The organism is Streptomyces sp. NPDC002867 (assembly GCF_053591895.1).
This window is the reverse complement of the sequence record NZ_JBSFUR010000017.1, coordinates 13,926-40,631: the sequence shown is the minus strand read 5'-3', so window position 1 is coordinate 40,631 and position 26,706 is coordinate 13,926. Positions and strand designations below refer to the sequence as shown.

Sequence of the window (26,706 nt, the reverse complement as noted above, 5' to 3'; positions counted from 1 at the left end):
CGGGCTTGTAGCGCCCGCGACCCGGGCGGATCCTGAAAGCCGGGGCACGCGTACGGACGAAGGAGGCCGGTGATGGCCGCAGGACACGTACTGCATCCGAGAGCCGGAGACCGGGCCCGCCGCCGCAACCGCATCAAGCTCGACGAGCATCTGCCTGTCGACCACCGGCTGAGCCGCTTCTACCGCATCGGCGCCGGGCTCATGGGTCTCCTGCTGGTCGCCTTCGGCATCCTGGGGCTGATCGACCGGATCGGCTTCTTCGACACCCGCGGGGACACCGTCGCCGGTCTGAACACCAACGGCGCGCTGAGCGTGCTGTCCATCGCGGTCGGGCTGCTGCTCTTCGCCGGCATGGTCGTCGGAGGCAACTTCGCCTCGACCGTGAACATGGTCCTCGGCGTGCTCTTCATCGCCAGCGGGTTCGTCAACCTCGCCCTCCTCGACCGCAGCTTCAACCCGCTCGCCTTCCGCATCCAGAACGTGATGTTCAGCTTCGTGGTGGGCGTGATGCTCATGTTCTTCGGGATGTACGGGAGAGTCAGCGCGACCCTGCCGCACGACAACCCGTACTGGAAGGCCCGGCACCCGGAGGAGGCCGAGCGGGAACAGCGGGCAAGGCGCCGCCGTGAACTCGCCGAGCGGCGGCCGCAGCCGCCGCTCCGCAGGCCCCGGTAACCTGAGCGCATGCCGCGTTATGAATTCCGCTGCCGGTCCTGCGACAACACGTTCGAGGTGAGCCGGCCGATGGCCGAGTCGTCCGCTCCCGCCAGCTGCCCGGCCGGGCACGACGACACGGTCAAGCTGCTGTCCGCGGTCGCCGTGGGCGGCACGAGGTCCGCGGGACCGGCGCCCGGCGCCGGTGGCGCGGGCGGCGGCGGTGGGTGCTGCGGCGGCGGCTGCTGCGGCTGACGCCGAGACGATCCACGACGCCGGTCGCCCCCCGGCTGCCGCAAACGGGCCCTCCCGGCCCGGGGGGTCGGAGCCGCGCCCCGGCCCCCTGCGAGCCCCAGCACCGCCGGCACCCGGCGTTCGCGACCGCCCCCAGGCGTTCGCGCCTACCCGGTCGTCAGCCGGGCGTGTCCCCCGAAGCGGCGCAGGATCTCCTCGCCGGCCGCCACTCCCGCCTCGGGGAGCGCCTCCACGTGGGGGGCCGTCCAGCCGGCTTCCGCCAGTTCGCCGTGGGCGGGGCGCCAGGCGCGGTCGGCGCACAGGAGGAGGTCCGCGTCGAGCAGGGAGTCGCCCGCGGCCAGGGTCAGGCGGGCGCCGGTGCGGCGGGCCACCTCGCGGACCGCCGCGCTCTTGGTGAGCGGCTTGGGGACGGCGTAGATCTTGCGGCCCTGGAGCGACACGGACCAGCCCCGTTCCTCCGCCCAGCCGCTCAGGTCCTTGAGCCAGCCCTCGGGCAGCAGCGCGCGCTCGATGACGAGGTAGGCGAACAGGTCCTCCGCGACCCGTTCCTTCCTGAGCCACGTGGGGTCGGACGCGGCGGACAGGTGGGCGCGGATCTCGGCCAGCGGCGCGCACTCGTCGGCGAGCCGCACGTCGACGGCATCGCGCCAGTCGCGGTCGCTGACCCCGTCGACGAGCAGGTGCCCGCCGTTGGCGCAGATCGCGTACCGCGGCGCGGCACCGGGCAGGCTGATGCGCTGGTACTGCTTGCGGGTGCGGGTGGTCGTGGGGACGAAGACCGTGTCCTCGGTGAGGCGGGCGAGGAGACCGGCCGCCGTCTCGGTCATGTACGACAGGGGCTTGCGCTCGTGCACCTCGACGCACAGCAGCCGGGGCGCCTCCGCGTCGGGCATGGTCAGCGCGAGGGCCGCGTTGGAGTAGATCAGCGTACGGTCGAGGTCGCTGGCGACGAGGACGCTCACTGGCCGGTCACCGCCCTGCCGTCGGCGCCGGTGGCGCCCCGCGTGTACTTGGGGTGGATCAGCCCCACGCAGGTGTAGGGGAGGTCGTCGACCTCCTCGACCGGTACGCCTCTCTGCTCGGCGAGCAGCCGTACGTGGTCGAGGTCGGCGCCCGCGCCGCGCTGGGCGAGGATCTTCCAGGGGACGCGGCGCAGCAGGACGCGCGTGGTCTCGCCGACGCCGGGCTTGACGAGGTTCACGTCGTGGATGCCGTACTCCTCGCTGATCCGCTCGACGGCCGCCCAGCCCTCCCAGGTGGGGGCGCGGTCGGCGGCCAGCAGTTCCTTGACGTCGGCGTCGACGGCGTCCGTCACCTCGTCGAAGCGGGCGGCGACGGTGTCGAGGAAGTGGCCGGAGACGTCGGCGGGGGCCAGTTCGCGGTAGAACTTCGCGCCGTGGAAGTCGTCGGGTCCCACCAGGTCCGCGCGGAGCACGGTGCGGGATATGAGGCCGGAGACGGTGGAGTTGAGGCAGGCGGAGGGGATGAGGAAGTCCTCGCGCGTTCCGTAGGTGCGCACGCAGCCGCCCGGGTCGGCGAGGACGGCGATCTCGGGGTCGAAGCCGTCGAACTCGCGCAGCGCCTCGGCGAGTTCGCGGGTGATGGCGCCCTTGCCGGTCCAGCCGTCGACGAACACGACGTCGGCCGGGTCGTGGTGGGCGGCGAGCCAGCGCAGCGCGTTGGCGTCGATGCCCCGGCCGCGCACGATGGAGACGGCGTAGTGCGGGAGGTCGAGGCCGTGCCGGTGCTTCGCCCAGCGGCGCATCAGGACGCCGACGGGCGTGCCGGCGCGGGCGAGGGACACGAGGACGGGGCGGGGCTCGTGGGGGTGCCTCCCAGGCCGCTCGTGGGGGCGCCTCCCGGGCCGAACGCGCTGGGGGAACTCCGCGAGGACGGTCTCGGTGACGGTGGCGACGGCCCGCGCGATCCGGGCCGCGGACGTCTCGAGCGCGGCCTTGAACAGCGCCTGGTACGCCTCGCTCGGCTGATACTCGACGGGCAGGGACTCGGCGTAGTGCGCGCCGCCGCTCTGGATGGCCTCTTCGCGCTCCTCCGTGGGCGCCTCCAGTTCGACGTCCGACAGGTCCTGGAGCAGCCAGCCGACCTCCTCGGGCGCGTAGGACGAGAAGGCGGGTCCGCGGAGCGGCTCGGGCAGCATGGAGGCCCTTTCGGGTGCCGGGGGGACGTACGAGGGGACCACCGCGAGCAGCACGTGCGGTGTGTGGGCCGCGAGGCGGGCGAGCAGCCCGTCGGGGCCGTGCAGCTCGGCGGTGTCGGCGGTGGAGTCGACCACCGCGACGACGGCGTCGAAGCCGCCGCCCGCCACGTTGTAGGCGTAGCGCTCGCCGGGGCCGTCGGCGGGGTCGTCGTGGGCCGGGAAGACGAGCCGGGTCCGTATCGCATAGCCGGGGTCGTCGACGGCGAGGACGGGCGAGCGGGTGGTGGTGGAGTAGGACACGTCGGCGTCGGCGTGCTGGTCCAGGGCGACGCCGATCCGCAGCGGCGCGTACATCAGCTCCTCGAAGCCGAGGACGAGCACGCGGCGGCCGGTGCCGCAGGCCTCGCCGAGCGCGTCGGCGATCCGCAGCGCCATGGCGGGCAGTTCGGCCTCCAGGGCGCGCCGGTGCTCGGGGGTGAACCCGTGGCGTCCGCCGTCGGGGACGCCGGCGGGCCAGTCCAGGTCGATACGGGTGAGGCGGCCGGCGGCCGGGGCCGGGCTCACGGCGGGGGCCGTGGGCTCGTGCTCCGCGACGAGCGCCTGGCCCTTCTCCAGGACGCCCTCCGGCAGGCGGACGGTGCCGGAGGCGAGGGACACGAGGTCGACGCGCGCGCCGATCTCGTCCGCGAAGGCGGTGAAGCGCCGCCGGTCCGCCTCGGCGCGCATGTCGACGAGCGCGACGATCACATACTGCTTGCGCGGGAAGCGCTCGTGCAGGTCGCGGATGGTGTTGAGGACGGTGTTGCCCGTGGAGAACTCGTCGTCGACGAGGATCAGCGGGCCGTCGCCCGCCAGCAGCCGCGGGTCCTCCGGCAGCAGCAGGTGGGTGGTGGCGTGCGAGTGGGACTCCTCGAACCCTCCGGCGCGGGCGACGCCGTCGACGGGGCGCCGGGTGGAGTGCAGATAGGGCGCGAGGGCCACACCGTCCGCGACGGAGTGGCCAAGGCCGGTCGCGGTCTCGGCGTAGCCGAGGACGACCGCGCGGCGGGACGCGGCGTCACCGAGCAGTTCGCGCACGCGGCGGCCTAGGTCGTACCCGCACTGCCAGACCACGCGTGGGTTCTGCGGCACGTGCTTGCCCAGCACGTTGGACACCAGCAGGTGGGCCCGCTTGGGGTTGCGGCGCAGGGCGAGGCCCAGGAGCTCGGGCAGCCGTTCGTCACCGTCGAGTCCGACTCCCAGCCGGTCCGCGACCCAGCTGCCCGACCACACCACGCCGTCCTCCTCCTTCGTCATGAGTCGGCGACTCCCGCCCGCAGCAGGTCCACGAAGCCGATGTCCTCCTTGGCGACGCCGAAGACCTCGGCGCGCTGGAGCGTCCGCTCCGCCCAGGCGCGGTGCGGCTTCACCTCGTTCATCTTGTTCGTGTACGCGGAGCGCAGCACGCCGCCCCCGCCGCGCTCGGGGCGCAGGAGGTCGCAGGCGTCGCTGTACTCCTCGTGGCTGACCACGGACAGGGCGTGGACGGGCAGCACGTGGGAGGGGTGGATGCAGGTCTTTCCGAGCAGGCCGTTGGCCCGGTCGAGCTCGATCTCGCGCAGCAGGCCGTCCATGTCGTGCTCGATGAGCGCGGTGCGCAGCTCCTCGGCCCGCCCTTCGAGGAAGGGGCTGCGGCGCAGCTGGGGCTTGAACATGCGCTCCTGGGTGGGGAAGTACTCCCACACCGGACCGGTGATGGTGAAGCCGGTGCCGTCGGAGCGGCCGAGCACGTTGACCACGTCGGCGATGACGGAGGTGACGATCCGTACGTCGTACGCCGTCATGTCGGGCGAGCGGCGCAGTCCGTAAGCGGAGCAGAAGTCGGTGACGCCGAGGCGCAGGGCGAGGACGCGGTCGCGGTACTTGTCGACGGTGCGGGAGATGCCGACGAGCGTGTCGGTCCTGCTCTCCAGGTAGAGCAGCTCGGGCGACTCCAGGACGGGCATCGCGAACAGCCGGCGCCCGCAGGCGGCCTCGGCGGTGGCGAGGGCCTCCAGGAAGGGGACGCCGCGCTCCTCGGTGAACTTGGGGAGCACGAATCCGGTCAGCAGCCGTCCCGCGGGTCCCAGGCGCTTCACGAGGTCGGTGATCTGGTCCGGGAAGCGGACTCTGATGAACAGCAGGGGCAGTTCGCCGCCGCGTGCGTCGAGGTCGGCGAACTGGCGGACCAGGTTGGCCTCGGCCGCCTCCACGTCCGCGTCGTCGATGGAGTCCTCCAGGCACAGCACCATGGACACGACGCCCCGGCCGGCCTGCTTGACCACGTCGTCGGCGAGCCGCGGGCGGGTGGCCGGGCTGTAGAGCGTGGCGCCGAGGGCGGCGGCGAGCGTCCTGGCCGGAGAGCCGGCGTCGAATTCGCACGGCTGCCGGTGGAAGAGTCTCGCCTGGACCGCGGGCGGGACCTGCCCGAAATGACGCATCTACATCCCCCGTACTGCCTCGACGGCCCTGACAACATGTGGCCGGTAATAGTACGTAAGCGCGGGTGTCGAGAGTTCCCCATGTGCATGAAATGCAGGTAACTCGTCCGCTTCGCACTCGTGCCGCCCGGCCTGCCGGACCGGCACGCACAAGGGCCCGCAACAGGGCCCCGCGTTGTCCCGCGCGGCCTCGGGCAGGCAGGATGACGGGCATGACGCACGCGATGCTGAAGGGCTCGAACGTCCCTCTCGATGCCACGGCCGTACGGGCCGTGCTGCGCTGGACCCCGGGCACCGGGGTGCCGGACGTGGACGCGTCGGCGCTGCTGCTCGGCGCCGACGGCCGTGTGCGCTCCGACGAGGACTTCGTCTTCTACAACCAGCCGCGCCATCCCTCGGGTCTGGTGCGCCGGCTGCCGAAGAAGCGGATCGCCGAGCACCTGACGGACACCGTCGAGGCGGACCTGGGGGCACTGGACACCTCCGTCGATCAGGTCGTGATCGCCGCCTCCTCCGACGGCGGCACCTTCGAGCATGTACGGGATCTGCGCATATCGCTCCACGACGCGGCCGCGCCCGGCGCGGAGCCGCTGGCCGTCTTCGACGTGAAGCCGGAGACCGGCGAGGAGACGGCGATCATCTGCGGCGAGCTGTACCGGCGCGGGGACGGCTGGAAGTTCCGCGCGGTGGCGCAGGGCTACCCGACGGGCCTCGTGGGGCTCGCGACCGCGTTCGGCATCTCGGTGGACGAGGCGGAGGCGGCCGCGGAGCCGTCCGCCGAGCCCTCCGCGGAGCCCGGGGCAGCGGCCCAGGCGGCCCCGCCCCTGCCGGCGCAGCCCGCGCCCGCCTACGGCTATCCGCAGTCGGACGCGACCCGGCCCGCGTACGGCTACCCGCAGACCGCCCCGCCCCCGCAGACGGCGCCGCCCGCCTCCGGGTACGGCTATCCGCAGCCCGCTCCCCTGGCCGCGCACGCGCCCGACCCGAACTTCCGGCTGCCTCCGATGGGCCCGCAGTTCCTGCGGCCGTAGGCCCTGTACGCCGTAGGCCCGGTACGAGGCGCTCACCAGCGCCGGGCGCGGCCGCCCGGCGCCTTCGTCAGACCCGGCTCTTGTAGCCCCGTCCCCACTGCAGCCCCCATCCGTACAGCCGGTCGAGCTCTGCCTGGAAGCCGTACACGAACTTCACCTCGCGGCGCACGACCAGCTCTCCCTTGACGTTCTCCACGGAGAACACCGCGCAGGAGCGGGCCTGGGGCGCGCGCTCGTCGAGCTCGATCTCCACGCGCGGCCCGTTGCTCGGGTAGAGCGTGCAGTGCGCGTGCGTGCGGTCGAAGGCGGGCGTCTGGTCGTAGATGTAGACGAAGAAGAGCAGGCGCTTGATCTCGTCCCGGTGGTCGAGGTTGACGAAGATCGTCTCGCCGGAGGGGGCGCCGAACCGGTCGTCGCCGCTGAGGCGTACGTACGGCGGTTCGTTCAGGCTGCCGAAGAAGCTGCCCAGCGGCTGCACCACGCCCTTGCTGCCGTCCGTCAGCTCGTACAGGCAGCCGAGATCCAGGTCCACGTTGACCACGCCCTGGGTGTGGGCCTGGACCACGTCGGGCTGGAAGAGCTTGAACGGGTGGCGCAGGAGCCGGCCGCCCTGGCGTGAGCGCCCCTCGATGTCCGAGGTGCGCATCCGCCAGGAGAGGTTGACGCGCAGATTGCCGGTGGCAGCGCCCTGCTTGGTGAGCGAGACCGTCGGGCGCCGTTTGGTCAGCTCTATGGAGTTGGTCGCGGCGCTGCCGGAATCGAACTGCGCCGCGCCGCTCCCCCGAAACAGGTTGTCCCAGAAGGCCATGCCCCACCCCACACTCGGTCGTCAAGTCCCCGCGTCATGCCGCGAGGCGGTCCCGAGGCTCGAGAACCTCGTGACCGCCCCGTTCAGAGCGTTCCCTCCCCCCGGAGGGTGTCACACCCCGGACGACACTCCGGCTTTGTCGCCCGAGTCAGCTTTTCCCTCGGCCGCCGCGAGCGCCTTGTTGCGCCGCAGCGAGGACCAGAAGGAGGCGGCGATCAGGAACACACCGACGAGGCCGGTGATGATCTCGCTGATCTCGTGCTGGATGGTGACGAGCAGGATGACCGCGAGCGCGCCGATCGCGTAGTGCGCGCCGTGCTCCAGGTAGACGTAGTCGTCCAGCGTGCCCTGGCGCACCAGGTAGACGGTGAGCGACCGGACGTACATCGCGCCGATGCCGAGGCCCAGCGCCATCCAGAAGATGTGGTTGGTGATGGCGAACGCGCCGATGACGCCGTCGAAGGAGAAGGACGCGTCGAGCACCTCGAGGTACAGGAAGAGGAAGAACGCCGCCTTGCCGGCCAGGCCTACCGCGGAGACCTGCTTCCCCTCGCGCCTGGCCTGCTCCTCCTCCTCGTGCTCGCGCTCCTCCTCTTCCTCGAGCTTGTCCTCGAAGTAGCCGGAGAGGCCGCCGACGACCAGGTACGTGATCAGACCCGCGACACCGGACAGCAGCACGGTGGCCGACTTGTCGGCGTGCCCCGTACTGGTGTGTGCCTGGGTGGCGAAGGTCATGGCAGTGATCATCAGGACGATCAGCGCGATGCAGACCGACAGCATGTCGACCTTGCCGAGCTTGGCCACCGGGCGCTCCAGCCAGGCCAGCCACTTGTGCTCGCGCTCCTCGAACATGAAGTCCAGGAAGATCATCAGCAGGAACATGCCACCGAACGCGGCGATGGCCGCGTGCGCGTCCGTGACGAGGTCCTCGTACCGCCCGGGGTTGTCCATGGCGAGCTGGACCGCTTCGATCGGTCCTACCTTGGCGCTGATGGCGACGATCACGACGGGGAAGACCAGTCGCATACCGAAGACGGCGATCAGGATGCCGATGGTCAGGAAGATCTTCTGCCAGAAGGCGTTCATCTTCTTGAGGATTCCGGCATTGACGACCGCGTTGTCGAACGACAGCGAGATCTCGAGGATCGACAGGATCAGTACGATCCCGAACGCCTCCCAGCCCCACTGCCAGGCGGCGAATGCGAGGCCGAGCGCCGTGACGGCGAACGACCAGCCGAAGGTTTTCAGAACCACTGGCTACCCAATCGTGTAATGGTCCCCCGGGCGATGCCCGAGGGAGGGTCTCCCCCGCGCCGCACGCGGCTTTACGAAACGTTGACCCCGAAGTCTAGAGCGATGCCCCGCAAGCCCGACGCGTACCCCTGTCCTACCGCCCTGAACTTCCACTCGCCCCCGTAGCGGTAGAGCTCGCCGAAGATCATCGCGGTCTCCGTCGAGGCGTCCTCGCTGAGGTCGTAGCGCGCGAGCTCCTGGCCGTCGGCCTGGTTGACCACGCGGATGAAGGCGTTGCTCACCTGGCCGAAGGTCTGGCCGCGGTTGTCGGCGTCGTGGATGGAGACCGGGAAGACGATCTTTTCGACCGTGGCCGGCACCTTGGAGAGGTCCACCAGGAGCGACTCGTCGTCGCCGTCGCCCTCACCCGTGAGGTTGTCCCCGGTGTGCTCGACGGAGCCGTCGGGGCTCGTGAGCTGGTTGTAGAAGATGAACCACTCGTCGCCGAGGACGCGGCCGTTCTGGCAGAGCAGGGCGCTGGCGTCGAGGTCGAAGGGTGCTCCCGTGGTGGAGCGTGCGTCCCAGCCGAGCCCCACGAGGACCTGGGTGAGATTGGGTGCGGCCTTGGAGAGGGAGACGTTGCCTCCCTTGGCGAGCGTGACGCCCATGATGGTGAGTCCTCCCCTGGCTGGGCTTGGTTGCGAGGCACGTCCGGCGCCGCACCAGAAGGAGTGCGGCGCCGGGCATGGGAACTGCTGGGCTCAGACGTTCACACCGAAGTCCTGCGCGATGCCGCGCAGGCCCGAGGCGTAACCCTGGCCGACGGCGCGGAACTTCCACTCCGCACCGTGCCGGTAGAGCTCGCCGAAGACCATCGCCGTCTCGGTGGAGGCGTCCTCGGAGAGGTCGTACCGCGCGATCTCGGCGCCGCCGGCCTGGTTCACGACGCGGATGAAGGCGTTGCGGACCTGGCCGAAGGACTGCTGGCGGGTCTCGGCGTCGTAGATCGACACCGGGAAGACGATCTTGTCGACGTCGGCGGGGACGCCGGCCAGGTTCACCTTGACCTGCTCGTCGTCGCCCTCGCCCTCACCGGTGAGGTTGTCACCGGTGTGCTCGACCGAGCCGTCGGCGCTCTTGAGGTTGTTGAAGAACACGAAGTCCTGGTCGTTGCGGACCTTGCCCTCCGCGTTGACCAGGATGGCGCTGGCGTCGAGGTCGAAGTCGGTGCCGGTGGTGGTGCGGACGTCCCAGCCCAGACCGACGGTGACGGCGGTCAGGCCAGGGGCCTCCTTGGTCAGCGAGACGTTGCCGCCCTTGCTGAGGCTGACTCCCACGAGTCCCTCCATTGGATGTTCAGGGGCAGCGCCCCCGTCGTTCGTTGCTGTTGGGATCAACGAAAGGATCCTAGTGACCGGTTCCCGGCCGCTGTGCTATTTCCGGGCGATCCCCGGGAAACCCCTGCGGTTCGCGGCGGCCGGTGCGCCGGGAGCCTCAGAGCGCGCCGAGGGCCTCGACGTACTCGTTCAGGTCGCGCGCGTCGGGCAGGGCGTTGACGACGGTCCAGCGCACGACGCCCTCCTTGTCGATGATGAAGGTGCCGCGCACCGCGCAGCCCTTCTCCTCGTCGAAGACGCCGTAGGCCCGGGAGGTCTCGCCGTGCGGCCAGAAGTCGGACAGCAGCGGGTACTCGAGCCCCTCCTGCTCGGCGAAGACGCGCAGGGTGTGGATCGAGTCGTTGGAGACCGCGAGGAGCTGGGTGTCGTCGTTGACGAACGTCGGCAGCTCGTCGCGCAGGGCGCACAGCTCGCCGGTGCACACGCCGGTGAAGGCGAACGGGTAGAAGAGGAGCACCACGTTCTTCTCGCCGCGGAACTCGGACAGCGTGACGGTGCGCCCGTGGTTGTCCTTGAGCTCGAACTCCGGAGCCTTGTCACCGACCTCGATGGCCATGGAAAACGCATCCCTTCTGTGAGCCGGTCAGGTGAACGACCACCCTACGCAGAAGGCGCGGGCCCCATGCGCGAGGCCCCCGCCGACCGCTCCCACCGGGTCGTGGGAGGTGTCGACGGGGGCCTCGCGATGCTGTCGGATCGCACCCGGCGCCGCGGCCGGCGCCACTTCGCGGCTAGCGCTTCTTCGCTGCGGCCTTCGGCGTCACGAGACGGGTGCCCGCCCAGTCCTTGCCGGCGCTGATGCTCTTGGTCTGCGACAGGCCCGCGGTGGTCGCAGCCTCGCCGATCTCGCTGGGCTCGACGTAGCCGTCGCGGCCGGTCTTCGGCGTCAGCAGCAGGATCTGGCCGCCTTCCTCCATGTACGCGATGGCATCCACCAGCGCATCGGTCAGGTCCCCGTCGTCCTCACGGAACCAGAGCACCACGGCATCGGCCACGTCGTCGTAGTCCTCGTCGACGAGCTCGGTGCCGGTGACCTCTTCGATGGCCTCGCGGAGCTCCTGGTCGACATCCTCGTCGTAGCCGATCTCCTGGACCACCTGGTCGGGCTGGAAACCCAGCCTTGCGGCCAGGTTCGTCTCCGCGTGGTCCGCGGTCGCGCTCACGGCTTGCCTCCTGATCTTGTTCTTTGGGAATGCCTTGAGGCCACGCGCGCACGCGTGGCATTGGCCGTAGTCCACACGGGCGGGACGGATCGCGCAAGTACCCGGCCGTACGGACCGCCGAAACGGTGACGTTTGGGGCCGTCTCGGCGCAACTCCAGGCAGCGCCCGGTGACCCATGCGTGAAGAGCGCCACGCCTTTTGGCCATCTTTGCCGCATACCTACCCTCGATCCCCCAATCGGAACCGAACGGCCGAACGAAACGCATGGCCGGGTTGAGCGTATGGTTGCGATTTGGCAGGGCCGGCACCCGGGGTCCTGGCCCGATGTCACGAAGTCCGGGGGTTACCCCTCGGTAGAGGTGACGTACGCCTCCCTGCGGTACACGATGGAGGCGGTGCGACAGCTTCCCCGACATCACGTCAGCGCGTCTTCCCGTGATCTCGTCGCGGCAGACTCCCGAACAGCGAAGGAATAGCGTGGCTTCCGGATCCGATCGCAACCCGATCATCATTGGCGGCCTTCCCAGCCAGGTCCCGGACTTCGATCCCGAAGAGACCAAGGAATGGCTGGACTCTCTCGACACCGCCGTCGACGAGCGGGGCCGCGAGCGCGCCCGCTACCTGATGCTCCGCCTGATCGAGCGGGCGCGCGAGAAGCGCGTGGCCGTGCCCGAGATGCGCAGCACGGACTACGTCAACACCATCGCCACCAAGGACGAGCCGTTCTTCCCCGGCAACGAGGAGATCGAGCGCAAGATCCTCAACGCCACGCGCTGGAACGCCGCGGTGATGGTCTCCCGCGCGCAGCGCCCCGGCATCGGCGTCGGCGGCCACATCGCGACGTTCGCGTCCTCCGCCTCCCTGTACGACGTGGGCTTCAACCACTTCTTCCGCGGCAAGGACGACGGCAAGGGCGGCGACCAGATCTTCTTCCAGGGGCACGCCTCCCCCGGGATCTACGCCCGCGCGTTCCTGCTGGACCGGCTCTCCGAGCGGCAGCTCGACGCGTTCCGCCAGGAGAAGTCGAAGGCGCCGTACGGCCTGTCCAGCTACCCGCACCCGCGGCTGATGCCGGACTTCTGGGAGTTCCCGACCGTGTCGATGGGCCTCGGTCCGCTCGGCGCGATCTACCAGGCGCGGATGAACCGCTACATGGAGGCCCGCGGCATCGCCGACACCTCCGACTCGCACGTGTGGGCCTACCTCGGCGACGGCGAGATGGACGAGCCCGAGTCGCTGGGCCAGCTGTCCATCGCCGCCCGCGAGGGCCTGGACAACCTGACCTTCGTCGTCAACTGCAACCTGCAGCGCCTCGACGGCCCGGTCCGCGGCAACGGCAAGATCATCCAGGAGCTGGAGTCGCAGTTCCGCGGCGCCGGCTGGAACGTGATCAAGCTGGTGTGGGACCGCACCTGGGACCCGCTGCTCGCGCAGGACCGCGACGGCGTGCTGGTCAACAAGCTGAACACCACGCCGGACGGCCAGTTCCAGACGTACGCCACCGAGACCGGCGCGTACATCCGGCAGCACTTCTTCGGTGACGACCACCGTCTGCGCGCCATGGTCGAGAACATGAGTGACCACCAGATCCTCATGCTGGGCCGCGGCGGGCACGACCACCGGAAGATCTACGCCGCGTACGCGGCGGCACGCGCGCACAAGGGCCAGCCGACCGTGATCCTCGCCCAGACGGTCAAGGGCTGGACGCTCGGCCCGAACTTCGAGGGCCGCAACGCCACGCACCAGATGAAGAAGCTGACGGTCGACGACCTCAAGCGCTTCCGCGACCGCCTCCACATCCCGATCACCGACGCCCAGCTGGAGTCCGGCCTTCCGCCGTACTACCACCCGGGCCCGGAGTCGGAGGAGATCCAGTACATGCACGACCGCCGCAAGGCGCTCGGCGGTTACGTGCCCACCCGCGTCGTGCGCTCCAAGCCGCTCGTGCTGCCCGACGACAAGACGTACGCGGCTGTGAAGAAGGGCTCCGGCCAGCAGTCGATCGCCACCACGATGGCGTTCGTCAGGCTGCTGAAGGACCTCATGCGGGACAAGGAGATCGGCAAGCGGTTCGTGCTGATCGCGCCCGACGAGTACCGCACCTTCGGCATGGACTCGTTCTTCCCGAGCGCGAAGATCTACAACCCGCTGGGCCAGCAGTACGAGGCCGTGGACCGCGAGCTGCTGCTCGCGTACAAGGAGTCGCCGACCGGGCAGATGCTGCACGACGGCATCTCGGAGGCGGGCTGCACGGCCTCCCTGATCGCGGCCGGTTCGGCGTACGCGACGCACGGCGAGCCGCTCATCCCGGTCTACGTCTTCTACTCGATGTTCGGCTTCCAGCGCACCGGCGACCAGTTCTGGCAGATGGCCGACCAGCTGGCGCGCGGCTTCGTGCTGGGCGCGACGGCCGGCCGCACCACGCTGACCGGCGAGGGCCTGCAGCACGCGGACGGCCACTCCCAGCTGCTCGCCTCCACCAACCCGGGCTGCGTCGCCTACGACCCGGCGTTCGGCTTCGAGATCGCGCACATCGTCAAGGACGGTCTGCGCCGGATGTACGGCGGCGACGCCGAGCACCCGCACGGCGAGGACGTCTTCTACTACCTCACCGTCTACAACGAGCCCATCCAGCACCCGGCCGAGCCGGCCGACGTGGACGTCGAGGGCATCCTCAAGGGCATCCACCGCTTCCGGCGCGGCGAGCAGGGCGCGATCCCGGCGCAGATCATGGCGTCGGGTGTGGCCGTGCCGTGGGCGGTCGAGGCGCAGCGGATCCTCGCCGAGGAGTGGAACGTACGCGCCGACGTGTGGTCGGCGACCTCGTGGAACGAGCTGCGCCGCGACGCCGTCGAGGCCGAGGAGCACAACCTGCTCCACCCCGAGGAGGAGCAGCGCGTTCCGTACGTGACGCAGAAGCTGTCCGGCGCCGAGGGCCCGTTCGTCGCGGTCTCGGACTGGATGCGCTCCGTACCGGACCAGATCTCCCGCTGGGTGCCGGGCACGTACACCTCGCTGGGTGCCGACGGCTTCGGCTTCGCGGACACGCGCGGTGCGGCCCGCCGGTACTTCCACATCGACGCGCAGTCGATCGTGCTGGCGGTGCTCACCGAGCTGGCGCGTGAGGGCAAGGTGGACCGCAGCGTGCTGAAGCAGGCGGTGGACCGCTACCAGCTGCTCGACGTGTCGGCGGCGGACCCCGGCGCGGCCGGCGGCGACGCGTAGCCGCTCCCGTTCCTGGGGGGTGTGCGGGGTTCGTCCCCGCACACCCCCTTTACGATGCGCCCCATGAAGGAACGAACGGCGCAGATGCGCTGGGAGGCGCGCACCCAGGGGCCGCTGCTGGGTCTCGCCGTGGTGTTCGCCGTCGCGTACGCGGTGCCGATCGTGGCGCCCGGCGCGGACGCGTGGGTGCACAGGCTGTGCACGGTGACCGAGTGGGCCGTGTGGGCGGCGTTCGCGGCGGACTATCTCGTACGGCTGGCCCTGGCGCCGGGCAGGTGGCTGTTCGTGCGCAGCCACCCGCTGGACCTGCTCGCGGTGGCCCTGCCGCTGGTGCAGCCGCTGCGGCTGCTGCGGCTGGTCTCCACGCTGCTGCTGGTGGGGCGGCGGGCCCGGATGGCCCCGCAGATCACGCTGACGACCTATGTGGGCGGAGCGGTGGTGGGGCTGATGATGTTCGGCTCGCTCGCCGTGCTGCGGGTGGAGCGGGACGCGCCGGGCGGCAACATCAAGACGCTCGGCGACGCGGTGTGGTGGTCGTTCACGACGATGACGACGGTCGGCTATGGGGACCACGCGCCGACGACGGGCCTCGGCCGGCTGCTGGCGGTCGGGCTGATGATCTCGGGCATCGCCCTGCTCGGTGTGGTGACGGCGAACATCGCGGCGTGGTTCATCGCCCGCTTCGAGAGGGACGACGCCGAGGAGCGCCGGCAGACCGCGCTGCTGGAGGCGCTGACGACCGAGGTGAAGCAGCTCCGCGCCGAGGTGGCGCGGCTCTCGGGCACGGAGGCGGGTGCTTCCGTGCCCGGGCAGGCAGCCGCTCCCCCTAGTTCTCCCAGATCTTGAACGCCCGTACCCGGTACGGCGATTCGGGCACCCAGGTGCCGCCGCCGGGGTAGGTCTCGAACTCGCCCGTCTCCGCGCACTCCGCGGACTGGTACGTGGTCACCGGGCGGCCCGTCCGGTTGGCGAGCGAGACCGCGGTGGTGCCGGCCGGGAGCGGCACACAGCTGTCGATGTCGGTGCCGGCGAGTTCGTGGGCCGTGCGGGCGCCCTGGAAGCCGCTCTTCGCCCAGAGGCACAACTCACCGGCGGCGCAGGCCCCGAGGCGCGGTGGCGCGGCCGCCGGGGCCGCGGACGCGGCGGCGGGTGCGAGCAGGGCGGTGGCGGCCAGCGCGGCCGCCGCGAACACAGTCGTACGCATACGGATCGTCCCCCGTGTCGTGTGGATCACTTGGCCGCAGCCTGACCTGCGGTGACACGACAACGGAAGAGGGCGGTCGCATGATCACCCGGATAGGCGAGAGCCCCGGCGGGGCTGTCCGTCGGGGCTCTCGCAGGCGCTGCGTTGACGTCAGATGTGGGCGCCGCCCGCACCGGCCTCCGCGTTCTCGCCGCGCTTGGTGAGCGTGGCGACCAGGGCGGCGACGACCGCGACGACACCGGCGACGGTGAACGCCAGGCCCATGCCGGACATGAACGTGTCATGGATGACGTCACCGATCCTGGTGACGAGATCCGGCGTCATGCCGGGCGCCTTCGCCAGTTCCGCGGGGACGGCCCCGAACTCGGCGGCCTCCTCCAGCCGCGGGTCCGGCGGGACGGGGATGCCCGCGTCCTGCCAGTTGTCCGCGAACTCGGCGCTCACCTTGGAGGACATGACGGCACCCAGTACGGCGGTGCCGAGCGCGCCGCCGACCTGCATGGCCGCCTGCTGGAGGCCGCCTGCGACACCGGAGAGCTCCAGGGGCGCGTTGCCGACGATGACCTCGGTGGCGCCCACCATGACCGGCGCGAGACCGAGACCCAGCAGGGCGAACCACAGGGACATCACGAACGTGCCGGTGCCCTCGGTCAGGGCGGTCATCCCGAACATCGCGACCGCCGTGCAGACCATGCCGCCGACGAGCGGGACGCGCGGGCCGAACTTGGTGATCAGCGCGCCCGCCAGCGGCGAGGACACGATCATCATCGCCGTCAGGGGCAGCAGCCGCAGACCGCTGTCGACCGGGCTGAGGCCCTTGACGCCCTGGAGGTAGAACGTCACGAAGAACAGGCCGCCCATGAAGGCGAAGGCCATCAGCACCATCAGGACCGTGCCCGCGGCGAGGGGGACGGAGCGGAAGAGGCCGAGCGGGATCAGCGGCTCGTCGACCTTCGTCTCCCAGAGGGCGAAGAGGACGAAGAGGAGGATCGCGCCGCCGAGGCAGAGCCAGGTCCGGCCGCCGCCCCAGCCCCAGGACTCGCCCGCCTTGATCAGGCCGTAGACCAGCGCGCCCATGGCTCCCGAGAGCAGCACGATGCCGGGGATGTCGAACGAACGCGGCGCGTTCTCGGCGCGGTGGTCCCTGAGGATCACCAGGCCGAAGACGAGGGCGACGACGCCGACGGGCACGTTGATGAAGAACACCGACTGCCAGCTGACGTGCTCGACGAGCAGACCGCCGAGGATCGGGCCACCCGCCGTGGAGGCGCCGATGACCATGCCCCAGATGCCGATGGCCATGTTGAGCTTCTCGGCGGGGAACGTGGCGCGCAGCAGGCCGAGCGCGGCCGGCATGAGCAGCGCGCCGAAGAGGCCCTGGAACACGCGGAACAGGATGACGAGGGCGATGGAGTCGGACAGGCCGATCGCCGCGGAGGCCGCGGCGAAGCCCGTGATGCCGATCAGGAACGTCTGGCGGTGGCCGAAGCGGTCACCGAGCTTACCCGCCGTGATCAGGGCGACGGCGAGGGCGAGCAGGTAGCCGTTGGTGATCCACTGGACCTGGGACAGGGATGCGCCGAGGTCCTTCTGGATCGCCGGGTTGGCGATCGCGACGATCGTGCCGTCGAGCGCGACCATCATCACACCGATGGCGACGGCGAACAGGGTCAGCCAGGGGTGGCCGCGCAGCCCCTTGACGGGCGCCGGGGCGGAGTCCTGGGAACCTCCGGGGTCTCTCGGCGCCTTTGCGACGGTGGTCTGACTAGTCATACGGCGAGGCTAATGTCAGCGACTGACAGTTGACAAACGAGTTCACCAGTCAGTAACTGTCACGCCGCTCGCAGGTACGCTGAGCTGGACGAATGCTGGGGAAAGAGGACGATGACGTGACGGTCGAGCCGACCGGACTGCGCGCCCGCAAGAAGCAGCGCACCCGCGACGCCCTGGTGCGCGTGGCCCTCGAGCTGTTCACCACGCAGGGATACGAGAGGACGACGGTCGACGAGATCGTCGACGCGGTCGAGGTGTCCCAGCGCACCTTCTTCCGGTACTTCGCCAGCAAGGAGGAGGTCGCGTTCGCCGTCCAGGAGCTTGCGGAGTCGCACTACGTCGCCGCCCTGCGCGAACGGCCCACCGGGGAAGGCCCGTTCGAGGCGATGCGCAACGCCGTCTCCGCGTCCTGGGACACCATCGGGGTCGCCATCGAGGAGATCGTCCCGCTCGACCTGTACATGCGCAGCTTCCTGATGATCGAGTCGACGCCGGCGCTGCTCGCGGCGCACCTGCGGCGCTCCGCGGACATGGAGGACCTGCTCGCCCGCCTGATCGCCGAACGCGAGGGCCTGGACGTGGACGCCGATCCGCGGCCGCGGGTGGCGGTGGCGGCGTTCGGCGGGGTCATGCGGGTGACCGGCCGCCTGTGGGGCCGGGGCGAGGACCCGAGCGTGGAGGCGATCCGCGCGCTGACCGAGGCCTACCTCGACCACCTGGGCCCGTCCCTGGCGGGCAACTGGCGCGCCGGCGCCTGACGAGGCCGGGCTGCTCGCACAGGCGCCCAGGGGCACCTGGCGGCCCACGGCGCCGGGCGCGGCGCGACACGCGGCGGACGGCGGCTCGGCGCCCCGCGGGCGGCGGCTCGCGGTGCGATGCCCGGCGCACGCACGAGGCCGGCGAAGGCAGCGGGCGGCAGATGGGTGCACGCGCCAGCGACGGAACAGCGGGGCCCGGCGGGCGGCGGCTCGCGGCGCCCGGGTCACACGGCCGGCGGGACAGCGGCGCCGTGTCGCTCGGCGCGACACGCGCGCAACGCCCGGCAGGACAGCGGGTGTCCGGCGGTACGCGCGGGCGCGGGGCACGGTGTCAGGCCCGGTCGGACCCGGCGCAGGGCGCTCAACGCGGCGCGGAGGCGCACGAGTTGCGTCGATGCGTACGCCGCGCGCACGGAACGTCACCCTCCTGCCCGTTCATTCCCCCTTCACACGTGATCTGCCTCACCCTCTTCGCGCCCGCGGCCACCCTTCTCCTAGGGTGTCCCGCAGTGACTTCTTTCGACGCCTCCCCCGCCCCGACCGTCTGGCGTGCCCTGCTCGCCCTGACGGTGGTCCTCATGATGCTCGCGACCACCGGATGGACCGCCATACGAGATCAGGGCGGCCCGCGCACCGCACTGGCCGCCGAACTGGCGGGCTGGCGCAAGGCCCGGATCGGAGCCGAGGCGCTGCCCGCGCCGGACTCCGCGCCCGCCCGGCTCGCCGCGTTCTTCGCGTCGATCGGCAGCGCCCGGGGCAAGCGGCTCGCCGCCGACTTCCCCCATGTGGTGGGCAATCTCAACGGCGCCCCCGTCACCCTGCGTTACCGGGCGAACCGGCAGGCGCTCGCCACGTCCCTCGCCGCCGAACGGCGGCGGGTCGCCGACCCGGACCTCACCGCGGAAGGCCATCACGAGGCGGTCCGGCGGATGCACCGGTTCCGCGCGCTGATGGACAGCGGCCGGCAGATCCTGGCCTTCGACCCGACGGGTCCTGGCCGGGTCGCCGAGGTCTTCGGCGACCTCGACCGCGCCGAGCGGGTGTCGGTGATCGTCCCCGGCGTCGACACCAACCTGCTCACGTTCCAGAGGACGGCCCGCAAGTACACCGCGCCGGTCGGCATGGCGCAGTCGCTGTACGCCGCCGAACGGGCCGCCGCGCCCGGCGTGCGTACCGCCGTCATCGCCTGGGCCGACTACACCTCGCCGGTCGGCGTCGGCATGGACTCCGCGATCGGCCGGCTCGCCGAGAGCGGCGCCGTGCGGCTGAACGCCCTCACCGAAGCGCTGCCCGGCGACTCCAGGGTCGCGCTCTTCTGCCACAGCTACGGCTCCGTGGTCTGCGGGGTCGCCGCCCGGAACCTGCCCGAGCGGGTCGAGGACATCGCGGTCGCCGGCAGCCCCGGGATGCGCGCCCAGAACGTCTCCGAGCTCGGGACCAGCGCCCGCGTCTGGGCCACGCGCGACAGCGACGACTGGATCCAGGACGTGCCGCACCTGGCGGTCGGCGGGCTCGGGCACGGCGAGGACCCGGTGACGCCGGAGTTCGGGGCGCGGGTCGTCTCCGCGGAGCGCGCGACGGGACACACCGGCTATTTCGAGCCGGGTACGGAGAGCGTGGACAACTTCGCCGAGATCGGCGTGGGTTCGTACGAGGGCATCAGCTGCGCAGGCGACACCGACACGTGCCGCAGTGGTATTTACGGCGAGGCCGCGGGCCAACGCGCGTAGAGCGTCGGGGAACGGGCTTGTGACCGAGGGGCGACGGAGAGGCGTCGGCCGCATACGATGAGGCACATGGGTGATGTGCTGGCGGGTATTCAAGCCACCTGGGAGTTCGAGACCGACTCCGTGCTCATCCGCTTCGATCGGGGGATCCGCAGGCCGAGGCTCTTCTCCGCCCTGCGTGAACGGCGTGTCCCCCACGAGGCGTTGACCGCGGTGACACTCACGCCCGGCAAGGCCGGGACCGTCGTCCTGCACGCCGTGCCGAGACCCGGAGCCGACCCGCTGATGGACGCAGCGGCGGGTCAGCTCAAGGACGCCAGCGATCCGTACCGGCTGGTGCTGCCGGCGGAGCGCGAGACGCTCGCCGAGTACTACGCGGACGCGCTGCGCGACGCGCTCGGCCCGGACGCGGACCGTCCCGCCGAGCGGTACACGGTCGCCGCGCCCCCGGCGCCGCTCGGCTTCAAGGCGTACGACGGGAAGGCGTCCTTCGACGGCTCGCGCGTGAGATTCCGCTGGTCGCGCACGGCGGCGTCGACGGCCAAGTGGAACGCGGGGGACCAGAGTTTCGCGGTGTCCGAGCTGACGGGGGTGGAGTGGCGCTCCCCGGAGGCGTTCGACGGCTATCTGCGCCTGCTGCCGCGTCCCGGCGCGTGCGCGCCCGCGGCCACGCCCGCCTCGCAGGCGGACCAGGATCCGGCGGCGGTGGTGTTCGGGCTGGGCTACGGCCCGGTGCACGAGTCGCTGCCGTTCGCGGCGGCAGTACTGGAGTCCGTCCGCGCCCAGTCCCCCGCACCCGCCCTGACGGCACCCCCTGCCCGCCGCGACCCGGCGGACATCGCGGACCGGATACGGCACTTGGGGGACCTGCACCTGGCGGGACTGGTGACGGACGAGGAGTTCACGAAGAAGAAGGCGGAGCTGCTGGCGGAGCTCTGAGCATGCCGCCCTCGGGCGTGGCCGGCGCGGGCGACCCCGGCTTCCGGTGGGGTGACCGCGCATGGCTGCCCGGTTCGCCGGCTCTCAATGGCGAACAGGGGCGCAGGGCAGTGGAGTTGCTGGCCCCCCGACTGGAGTGGCTGGGGGCGCCGGCAGCCGATTGAGTTCACAGGAGGGCTGGGGCTCGCCCCAGGAAAGCGGCCCCGTCACTCCCGTACCGTCGCCGTCGACGACATGTCCGGGTAGCGGTCCCCCGCCACCCGCCCCGCGATCGGCTCCAGCGCCGCCAGGTCCTCCGCACCGAGCGTCAGCCCCACCGCCGCCAGGTTCTCCCTCAGGCGCGTGGCCCGGCGCGTGCCGGGGATCGGGATCACCGTCAGTCCGTGGACCTGGGCGCGCTGGTGGACCCAGGCCAGGGCCACCTGCGCCGCCGTCACCCCGTGCGCGGCGGCGATCTTGTGGACGGGCTCCAGCAGCGCCGCGTTCGTCCGCGCGTTCTCACCGGTGAAGCGCGGCTGGTACCGGCGGAAGTCACCCTCCGACAGCGCGCCCGCGTCCGTGAACGCGCCCGTGAGGAAGCCCCGCCCCAGCGGCGAGTACGGCACGAGCGCCACACCCAGCTCCGCCGCCGCGCCGACCGCGCTGCGTTCGACGTCCCGGCTGAACAGCGACCACTCGGACTGGAGGGCGGCGATGGGGTGCACGGCGTGCGCCTCGCGCAGCTCGGCACCGGTGACCTCGCTCAGGCCGAGGTGCCTGACGAGGCCGCGTTCGACCAGCTCCGCCATCGCGCCGACGGACTCGGCCAGCGGCACGGCCGGGTCGCGGCGGTGCATGTAGTAGAGGTCGATGACGTCGACGCCGAGCCGGCGCAGGCTGCCCTCGACGGCCTGCCGGATGTACGCGGGGTCGTTGCGTATGCCCCGGTAGTGCGGGTCGTCGGTGCGCTCGATCGCGAACTTCGTGGCCAGCGTGATCTCGTCACGGTGCGCGGCCACGAACGGCGCGAGGAACTCCTCGTTGGCGCCCCGCCCGTACACGTCCGCCGTGTCGAAGAGCGTGACGCCCTCGGCGAGCGCCGCCTCCAGGGTCTGCCGCGCCGCGGCCTCGTCCGTGTCGCCGTAGAACTCGCTCATGCCCATGCAGCCGAGGCCCTGGACGCCGACCGGCGGGCCGTCCGTTCCGAGCGGCACCTGCGGGATCCTGTTGTTGCTCATCGGGGTCAGTCCCTCTCCGACGCCGCGCGGGCGTCCGCGTAGAAGTGAATCTTGTGGTCCAGCACCGCGAGCGTGTCCTGGAGTTCGGCGATCCGGTCGAGGACGTCGCGCCGGGTGCGCTCCAGCAGCTCCGCGCGGGCCTCGAAGGTGTGCTCGCCCTCGCGGACCAGCTCGGCGTACCTGACCATGTCCGCGACGGACATCCCGGTCAGCCGGAGCTTGCCGACGAAGGTGAGCCAGTCCAGGTCGCGGTTGCTGAAGCGGCGCTGCCCGGTGTGCGAGCGGTCGATGTGCGGCATCAGCCCGATCCGCTCGTACCAGCGCAGGGTGTGTGCGCTGAGTCCGGTGAAGGCGACGACCTCACTGATCGTGTAGCGGTCCTGGCCCTCGGGGCGCGGATGTGCGCGGGGTGGGGCCTTGCAGAGATCGGTCCGGGCGGTCGCGGTCGTGCTCTCGATCACCGTCATGCGCTCCACGCTAAAACCCTGGAGTGCACTCGAAGCAAGCACAATCCCGTGGCGATCCGGGAGGAGCCCGGACTAGCCTCCCGGACCATGAGCCCCGCACGCCCCGCCGTCCCCGCCGACGCCGAAGAACTGGTCCGCCTCCGCAAGGTGATGCAGGACTCCTGCCACGGCCCGAACCCGGATGTGAGCTGGCAGCCCGCCGCCGTGGCGACGCTGCGCGACCGGCTGGCGGACCGGTCCGGCGACCTGGCCGCGTACGTCGTCGACCGGCCCGGCGGCGGGCTCGCCGCCTGTGCGGTGGGCACGATCGAGTACCGGCTGGGCGGTCCGGGCAACCCGCAGGGCACCACCGGCTACGTGTTCAGCGTCGCCACGGACGAGGACATGCGCCGGCGCGGGCTCTCCCGCGCCTGCATGGAGGGCCTGCTCGGCTGGTTCCGCGAGCGGGACGTGCGCAGGATCGATCTGCGCGCCTCCTCGGACGGTGAGCCGCTGTACGCGTCGCTGGGCTTCGTCCGCACTCCGGACCCGGCCATGCGGCTGAGCATGTAGCACCGTCTAGGCTCGTACGCATGCAGAGCCTGGCGATGATCGAGAACTGGCCGGTACCGACCGCGGCGGCCGCCGTCGTGCGCGCCGACGGGACCGTGGCCGGTTCCCACGGCCCGACCGACCGCCGCTTCCCGCTCGCCTCCGTCACCAAGCCGCTCGCGGCCTACGCGGCGCTGGTGGCGTACGAGGAGGGCGCGATCGAGTTCGACGAGCCGGCCGGGCCCGACGGCGCGACCGTCCGTCATCTGCTCGCCCACACCTCGGGGCTCGCCTTCGACGAGCACCGCGTGACGGCCGCGCCCGGCACGCGCCGGATCTACTCGAACGCGGGGTTCGAGGTGCTCGGCGACCACATCGCCAAGGCGACCGAGATCCCGTTCGCCGAGTACCTGCACCAGGCCGTGCTGGAGCCGCTCGGCATGACGTCCACCACGCTGGAGGGCTCGCCGGCGAAGGACGGCGTCTCGACGGTCGACGATCTGGTGCGGTTCGCGGCCGAGGTGCAGGCGCCGCGGCTGCTGGATTCGCGCACGGTCCTGGAGGCCATGTCGGTCGTGCACCCGGGGCTGTCCGGGATACTGCCGGGTTACGGCCACCAGAAGCCCAACGACTGGGGCCTCGGCTTCGAGATCCGCGACTCCAAGTCGCCGCACTGGACGGGCGCCTCGTCCTCGCCGCGCACCTTCGGCCACTTCGGCCAGTCCGGCACCTTCCTGTGGATCGACCCGGAAGCGCGGGCCGCGTGCGTGGCGCTCACGGACCGGGCGTTCGGGCCCTGGGCGATCGAGGCGTGGCCGCCGTTCACGGACGCGGTGCTCGCGGAGGTGCGTCGCTAGAGGTGGCCGCGGGGGTCTCGCCGGCAGGAGTGCTCCGGCGGACCGAGCCCCAGGGGTCCTTCTCCGGTTCCGGGTCCGCCCGGCGCGGCACGTCCGTCGGCACGGGGCCCGACCCCGCGTCGCAGCGGGCCGGATCGAGCGTGCCGTCCACCCCCCGCAGGGTCACCTCCGTCTGCCCCTCGGCGTCCTCGGCATAGGCGATCGTGCAGACGAGCTGCCGCCGCGCGGGCCCGGTCAGGCCCCGGACGGGGGCGGCCATCGTGACGACCACCGTGTCCTGGCCCGGTTCGACCTCCGGCGCGGAACCGAGGGCCGGCAGGGCGACGGCACTGCGGAGCCCGTACCCGTCCTCCTCCGCGTTCGGTCCGTTCAGCAGCGCGGCGACGGTCTTGGCGGTCGACATCCGGGTGCGCTCGACGGCGGAGTCGCCGAAGGGCTCGCCCGTGTAACGGCTCACCGGCATCAGCGTGCCCTCCGGTGAGTAGAAGAACAGGAGCATCCGCACCTCGCGCGCGGGAAGCACGTCGAGGGTCGCCGGGCCGCCGGCCTCGATGACGTCGGACTCCTGGATGCCGCAGGCCGTGAGCGACACCGCGCCCGCCAGTCCCGCCAGGGCGGCGCGTACGCGCTTCCTCGTGCTCATGCCCTCACTCCCGCCTTCCGTGGTCCGCGGGGATCTCGACGGTGAACACCGCCCCGCCCCCGGGTCCGTTGGCCGCGCGGATCGTGCCGCCGTGCAGCCGTACGTTCTCCTGGGTGATCGCGAGACCCAGTCCACTGCCCGCCGACCGGGTACGGGCCGCGTCCGCCTTGTAGAAGCGGTCGAAGATGTGCGGCAGCGCGTCCGGGCGGATGCCGGGCCCGCTGTCGGTGACCTCGGTGACCAGCAGCGGTGTGCCGTCCGCCGCCGTCGTGGTCCGAAGCGCCACGGTGACGGGCGCGCCGCCGTGGCGCAGCGCGTTGCCGACGAGGTTGGCGACGACGACGTCGAAGCGGCGGGGGTCGAGGCGGAAGCGGATGCCGTCGGGCAGATCGGTGCGGACCCGGTCGGTCCAGTGCCGGTTCTGCAGGGTCTTGCGTATGGTCTCCGCGGCGTCGACCTCGTCGGTGTGGAGCTCGGCGGCGCGGGCGTCGAAGCGGGAGATCTCCATCAGGTCCTCGACGAGGACGGCGAGCTTGCCCGTCTCCGCGCTGATCAGCCGCACGGCCCGCGCGGTGTCCGGGTCGAGGGCGTCCGCGTCCTCGTCGAGGACCTCGGTGACGGCGAGCATCCCGGCGAGCGGGGTGCGCAGTTCGTGCGAGACGTCGGAGGCGAAGCGGCGGGCGCGTGCCTCGGCCTTCTGCAGTTCGTCGACGGATCTCTCCAGTTGGGCCGCCGACTCGTTGAACGTGCCGGCCAGGTCGGCGAGTTCGTCACGGCCCCGGGTGCGGATGCGGGTGTCGAGCCGGCCGCTGCCCATGGAGCGGGCGGCCTCCCGCAGTTCGCGGACCGGCCGCAGGACGCTGCGCGCGGCGATCAGCGCGGGTACGAGCGCGATGGCGAGGCCGGGCAGTGCGCCGTCCCGGGCCGCGGCGACCAGGGCGTCGATGTTCGCCTGTTCGTCCGACATCCGCATCACGGCGTACAGCACGAACCCGGTGGGCAGCGTTCCGCCCGCGCCGACCTTCACCACCACGGGCATGGCGATGGTCAGGTACGGCACGCCGTCCTTGACGACGCGTTCGAAGCTCCCGTGCGGGGAGCCGGCGCGGGCGGCGCGGCGCAACTCCTCGGTGATCACGGTCGAGGTGGGGCTCGTGCCGGAGGAGACCCGCAGTGAGCCGTACTCGGCGAAGACGACCCAGGGGTGCGGTTTGGCCTTGCGCGCGATGCCGCGCAGCAGCTCCTGCAGCACGGTGCGGTCCATGGGCAGCCCGACGCCGAGTGTCTGGACCTGCTCGCGGAAGGACTCCACCGCCGTGTCCTGGGCGCTCGCGAGGACCGCGTTGCGCGCCTCGCGGTAGGTGAGCGCGGCGGTCGTCCCGGCGCTGACGACGGCCACCAGCAGGAAGGCGATGACCAGCCGGGTGCGCAGTCCGAACGCGGCGATGCGCCCCCGGCCGCCGCTTCCGGCGCCGCGCCTGCCCGGCCTCCGGTCCTCGCCGCTCCCCGGGCGTCTCACAGGGGCCCGAAGCGGTAGCCGAAGCCCCGCAGGGTCTGGATGTACCGCGGGGTGCCCGAGCCGTCCTCGATCTTGGTTCGCAGCCGCCGTACGCACGCGTCGACGAGCCTTGCGTCGCCGTGGTAGCTGTGCTCCCACACGTGCTCCAGCAGTTGCTGGCGGCTGAACACCTGCTCCGGGGCCGCGGACAGGTGGAGCAGCAGCTTCAGCTCCGAGGGGGCGAGGGCGAGCGGCCGGCCGGCCTTGGTGACGGTGAGACCGGCGCGGTCGATGGCGAGTTCGCCGTGGGACTCGACGGCGGGCTTACCGGCCCCCGGCCCCTCGATGCGGCGCAGCACGGCCCGGATACGGGCCTCGATCACCTCGGTCCGGGCCGGTTTGACGATGTAGTCGTCCGCGCCCGCCTCCAGGCCGACGACGACGTCGAAGTCGTCGCCGCGGGCGGTGAGCATGATGATGGGCAGCTGGCTGTTCTCCCGTACGCGGCGGCAGACCTGGACGCCGTTCATGCCGGGCAGCATCAGGTCGAGCAGCAGCAGGTCGGGCCGGAAGGCGTGCAGGGCGTCGAGTCCGGCCTCGCCGGTGGCGGCGGTGCGGACCTCGTGGCCCCGGCGGCGCAGCCCGAGTTCGACCCCTTCGCGTACCGAGGGATCGTCTTCGATGAGGAGGACGCGTGGCATGGGCGGGG

Annotated in this window: 26 protein-coding genes; 10 read left to right on the top strand and 16 right to left on the bottom strand. The window is 71.6% G+C overall.

Going from position 1 to position 26,706, the window contains the following annotated elements; genetic code table 11:
* Nucleotides 1-72: 72 nt before the first annotated feature.
* Entirely contained in the window at nucleotides 73-675 is a 603-nt protein-coding gene (locus ACWD0A_RS18245; RefSeq protein WP_451299241.1) for a DUF4383 domain-containing protein, read from the top strand.
* Nucleotides 676-684: 9 nt separating this feature from the next.
* Nucleotides 685-909 carry an FmdB family zinc ribbon protein gene (locus ACWD0A_RS18240; protein ID WP_451299239.1) on the top strand — a complete coding sequence of 75 codons (225 nt, stop codon included), beginning with the start codon at nucleotides 685-687 and terminating at the stop codon, nucleotides 907-909.
* A gap of 146 nt (nucleotides 910-1,055) precedes the next feature.
* Here ACWD0A_RS18240 and ACWD0A_RS18235 read toward each other — a convergent pair whose 3' ends face one another.
* The 3 genes from ACWD0A_RS18235 to ACWD0A_RS18225 are packed head-to-tail and all read right to left on the bottom strand — an operon-like array spanning nucleotide 1,056 to nucleotide 5,526.
* On the bottom strand, nucleotides 1,056-1,871 hold the full coding sequence (locus tag ACWD0A_RS18235) for an HAD family hydrolase (protein WP_451299237.1): 816 nt from the start codon (nucleotides 1,869-1,871) through the stop codon (nucleotides 1,056-1,058).
* A complete protein-coding gene (locus ACWD0A_RS18230) occupies nucleotides 1,868-4,363 on the bottom strand; it encodes a phosphoribosyltransferase (protein WP_451299235.1) in 2,496 nt (831 codons plus the stop codon). The genes ACWD0A_RS18235 and ACWD0A_RS18230 overlap by 4 nt, the downstream gene beginning before the upstream one ends.
* On the bottom strand, nucleotides 4,360-5,526 hold the full coding sequence (locus ACWD0A_RS18225) for an HpcH/HpaI aldolase/citrate lyase family protein (RefSeq protein ID WP_451299233.1): 1,167 nt from the start codon (nucleotides 5,524-5,526) through the stop codon (nucleotides 4,360-4,362). The genes ACWD0A_RS18230 and ACWD0A_RS18225 overlap by 4 nt, the downstream gene beginning before the upstream one ends.
* Before the next feature lie 212 nt (nucleotides 5,527-5,738).
* On the opposite strand from ACWD0A_RS18225, the gene ACWD0A_RS18220 reads away from it, so the two are divergent.
* Nucleotides 5,739-6,557, top strand: coding sequence for a TerD family protein (locus tag ACWD0A_RS18220; RefSeq protein WP_451299231.1), 819 nt, complete (start codon nucleotides 5,739-5,741; stop codon nucleotides 6,555-6,557).
* Nucleotides 6,558-6,624: 67 nt separating this feature from the next.
* Here ACWD0A_RS18220 and ACWD0A_RS18215 read toward each other — a convergent pair whose 3' ends face one another.
* The 6 genes from ACWD0A_RS18215 to ACWD0A_RS18190 all read right to left on the bottom strand — a co-directional run bounded on the left by ACWD0A_RS18215 (nucleotide 6,625) and on the right by ACWD0A_RS18190 (nucleotide 11,158).
* Nucleotides 6,625-7,365: a TerD family protein gene (locus ACWD0A_RS18215; RefSeq protein ID WP_451299229.1), complete on the bottom strand. Its 741-nt coding sequence runs from the start codon at nucleotides 7,363-7,365 to the stop codon at nucleotides 6,625-6,627.
* 111 nt (nucleotides 7,366-7,476) lie between these two features.
* Nucleotides 7,477-8,619 carry a DUF475 domain-containing protein gene (locus ACWD0A_RS18210; RefSeq protein WP_451299227.1) on the bottom strand — a complete coding sequence of 381 codons (1,143 nt, stop codon included), beginning with the start codon at nucleotides 8,617-8,619 and terminating at the stop codon, nucleotides 7,477-7,479.
* Between the two features lie 71 nt (nucleotides 8,620-8,690).
* Nucleotides 8,691-9,266, bottom strand: a complete 576-nt coding sequence (locus ACWD0A_RS18205) for a TerD family protein (RefSeq protein ID WP_451299225.1) — start codon at nucleotides 9,264-9,266, stop codon at nucleotides 8,691-8,693.
* A gap of 93 nt (nucleotides 9,267-9,359) precedes the next feature.
* Nucleotides 9,360-9,935 (bottom strand): TerD family protein, encoded by a 576-nt coding sequence (locus ACWD0A_RS18200; protein ID WP_177149978.1) that lies wholly within the window; start codon nucleotides 9,933-9,935, stop codon nucleotides 9,360-9,362.
* A gap of 157 nt (nucleotides 9,936-10,092) precedes the next feature.
* The gene (locus ACWD0A_RS18195; RefSeq protein ID WP_177149977.1) at nucleotides 10,093-10,551 is read right to left on the bottom strand and encodes a peroxiredoxin; all 459 of its coding nucleotides are present in this window, start codon (nucleotides 10,549-10,551) and stop codon (nucleotides 10,093-10,095) included.
* Nucleotides 10,552-10,726: 175 nt separating this feature from the next.
* Complete coding sequence (locus ACWD0A_RS18190) at nucleotides 10,727-11,158, bottom strand: DUF3052 domain-containing protein (RefSeq protein WP_177149976.1); 432 nt, start codon at nucleotides 11,156-11,158, stop codon at nucleotides 10,727-10,729.
* Nucleotides 11,159-11,635: 477 nt separating this feature from the next.
* Between ACWD0A_RS18190 and aceE the strand changes: the two genes are divergently transcribed.
* Nucleotides 11,636-14,383, top strand: coding sequence for a pyruvate dehydrogenase (acetyl-transferring), homodimeric type (gene aceE / locus ACWD0A_RS18185; protein ID WP_451299222.1), 2,748 nt, complete (start codon nucleotides 11,636-11,638; stop codon nucleotides 14,381-14,383).
* Between the two features lie 63 nt (nucleotides 14,384-14,446).
* Nucleotides 14,447-15,229: a potassium channel family protein gene (locus ACWD0A_RS18180; protein ID WP_451299220.1), complete on the top strand. Its 783-nt coding sequence runs from the start codon at nucleotides 14,447-14,449 to the stop codon at nucleotides 15,227-15,229.
* On the opposite strand, the gene ACWD0A_RS18175 is transcribed toward ACWD0A_RS18180, so the two are convergent.
* Entirely contained in the window at nucleotides 15,210-15,587 is a 378-nt protein-coding gene (locus tag ACWD0A_RS18175) for a peptidase inhibitor family I36 protein (RefSeq protein WP_451299218.1), read from the bottom strand. The two genes, ACWD0A_RS18180 and ACWD0A_RS18175, sit on opposite strands and share 20 nt — an antisense overlap.
* Nucleotides 15,588-15,737: 150 nt before the next feature.
* Nucleotides 15,738-17,360, bottom strand: coding sequence for an MFS transporter (locus ACWD0A_RS18170; protein ID WP_451299216.1), 1,623 nt, complete (start codon nucleotides 17,358-17,360; stop codon nucleotides 15,738-15,740).
* 92 nt (nucleotides 17,361-17,452) lie between these two features.
* Between ACWD0A_RS18170 and ACWD0A_RS18165 the strand changes: the two genes are divergently transcribed.
* From ACWD0A_RS18165 to ACWD0A_RS18155, 3 genes are all read left to right on the top strand, one after another.
* The gene (locus ACWD0A_RS18165) at nucleotides 17,453-18,118 is read left to right on the top strand and encodes a TetR/AcrR family transcriptional regulator (RefSeq protein WP_451299214.1); all 666 of its coding nucleotides are present in this window, start codon (nucleotides 17,453-17,455) and stop codon (nucleotides 18,116-18,118) included.
* Nucleotides 18,119-18,627: 509 nt separating this feature from the next.
* On the top strand, nucleotides 18,628-19,848 hold the full coding sequence (locus tag ACWD0A_RS18160; RefSeq protein ID WP_451299212.1) for an alpha/beta hydrolase: 1,221 nt from the start codon (nucleotides 18,628-18,630) through the stop codon (nucleotides 19,846-19,848).
* Nucleotides 19,849-19,914: 66 nt separating this feature from the next.
* Nucleotides 19,915-20,784: a DUF4429 domain-containing protein gene (locus ACWD0A_RS18155; protein ID WP_451299210.1), complete on the top strand. Its 870-nt coding sequence runs from the start codon at nucleotides 19,915-19,917 to the stop codon at nucleotides 20,782-20,784.
* Between the two features lie 206 nt (nucleotides 20,785-20,990).
* On the opposite strand, the gene ACWD0A_RS18150 is transcribed toward ACWD0A_RS18155, so the two are convergent.
* Both ACWD0A_RS18150 and ACWD0A_RS18145 read right to left on the bottom strand, forming a co-directional pair.
* Nucleotides 20,991-22,001: an aldo/keto reductase gene (locus tag ACWD0A_RS18150; RefSeq protein ID WP_451299208.1), complete on the bottom strand. Its 1,011-nt coding sequence runs from the start codon at nucleotides 21,999-22,001 to the stop codon at nucleotides 20,991-20,993.
* A gap of 5 nt (nucleotides 22,002-22,006) precedes the next feature.
* Complete coding sequence (locus ACWD0A_RS18145; protein WP_451299206.1) at nucleotides 22,007-22,468, bottom strand: MerR family transcriptional regulator; 462 nt, start codon at nucleotides 22,466-22,468, stop codon at nucleotides 22,007-22,009.
* Between the two features lie 87 nt (nucleotides 22,469-22,555).
* Between ACWD0A_RS18145 and ACWD0A_RS18140 the strand changes: the two genes are divergently transcribed.
* Nucleotides 22,556-23,020: a GNAT family N-acetyltransferase gene (locus ACWD0A_RS18140; RefSeq protein ID WP_307715666.1), complete on the top strand. Its 465-nt coding sequence runs from the start codon at nucleotides 22,556-22,558 to the stop codon at nucleotides 23,018-23,020.
* 20 nt (nucleotides 23,021-23,040) lie between these two features.
* Nucleotides 23,041-23,856 (top strand): serine hydrolase domain-containing protein, encoded by an 816-nt coding sequence (locus ACWD0A_RS18135; RefSeq protein WP_451299204.1) that lies wholly within the window; start codon nucleotides 23,041-23,043, stop codon nucleotides 23,854-23,856.
* Here the strand turns inward: ACWD0A_RS18135 and ACWD0A_RS18130 are convergent.
* The 3 genes from ACWD0A_RS18130 to ACWD0A_RS18120 are packed head-to-tail and all read right to left on the bottom strand — an operon-like array spanning nucleotide 23,822 to nucleotide 26,698.
* Nucleotides 23,822-24,499, bottom strand: coding sequence for a hypothetical protein (locus tag ACWD0A_RS18130; protein WP_451299202.1), 678 nt, complete (start codon nucleotides 24,497-24,499; stop codon nucleotides 23,822-23,824). The genes ACWD0A_RS18135 and ACWD0A_RS18130 overlap by 35 nt on opposite strands.
* A gap of 4 nt (nucleotides 24,500-24,503) precedes the next feature.
* Complete coding sequence (locus ACWD0A_RS18125) at nucleotides 24,504-26,018, bottom strand: ATP-binding protein (RefSeq protein WP_451299200.1); 1,515 nt, start codon at nucleotides 26,016-26,018, stop codon at nucleotides 24,504-24,506.
* Nucleotides 26,015-26,698: a response regulator gene (locus ACWD0A_RS18120; RefSeq protein ID WP_451299198.1), complete on the bottom strand. Its 684-nt coding sequence runs from the start codon at nucleotides 26,696-26,698 to the stop codon at nucleotides 26,015-26,017. Before ACWD0A_RS18120 ends, ACWD0A_RS18125 begins: the two co-directional genes overlap by 4 nt.
* Nucleotides 26,699-26,706: the final 8 nt, after the last annotated feature.